We start from the raw sequence: 669 nt of genomic DNA on the forward strand, positions 1-669 counted from the left end.
GAGGCCGAGCCGATCTGGACGGAGTTCCTGCGCAAGCTGACCCGTCGCGGCCTGCGCGGCGTCAAGCTCGTCGTCTCCGATGCCCCATGAAGGCATCAAGGCGGCCGTCACCAAGGTGCTGTGCGCCACCTGGCAGCGCTGCCGCGTCCACTTCATGAGGAACGTACTGGCCCATGCCGGCAAGAGCGGCCGCAGGGTCGTCTCCGCCTTCATCGCCACCGCCTTCGCCCAGGAAACGCCCGAGTCCGCGTCCGTACAATGGCGCGCCGTCGCCGACCAGATCCGGCCCAAGGTGCCGAAGCTGGCGACAATCATGGACGACGCCGAGCCCGACGTGCTCGCCTACATGATCTTCCCGAAGGAACATCGCGCCAAACTGCACTCGACCAATCCGATCGAGCGCCTCAACGGCGAGATCAAGCGGCGCACCGAGGTTGTCGGCATCTTCCCCAACGACGACGCCATCGTCCGCCTCGTCGGCGCGATCCTGCTCGAACAGAACGATGAATGGGCCGTGCAGCGCGCCAGATATATGACTCTGGAAACGATAAGCCAGATGAGCGATGATCCCCTGATCAGCCTGCCAGCCGTGGCGCGCTGATCTGCCCGGCTCTTGCCGGACAGCGCGGCGACCAAGCCGTCAGCTACACCACTCCCTGGGACACGATC

At 65.3% G+C, this 669-nt stretch carries 1 pseudogene; it reads left to right on the forward strand.

Going from position 1 to position 669, the window contains the following annotated elements:
* A pseudogene (locus tag AC0L24_RS33855) lies at positions 1-601 on the forward strand (IS256 family transposase); the annotation flags it as partial.
* Positions 602-669 lie beyond the last annotated feature (68 nt).

It is taken from the genome of Mesorhizobium sp. WSM4809 (assembly GCF_055811655.1).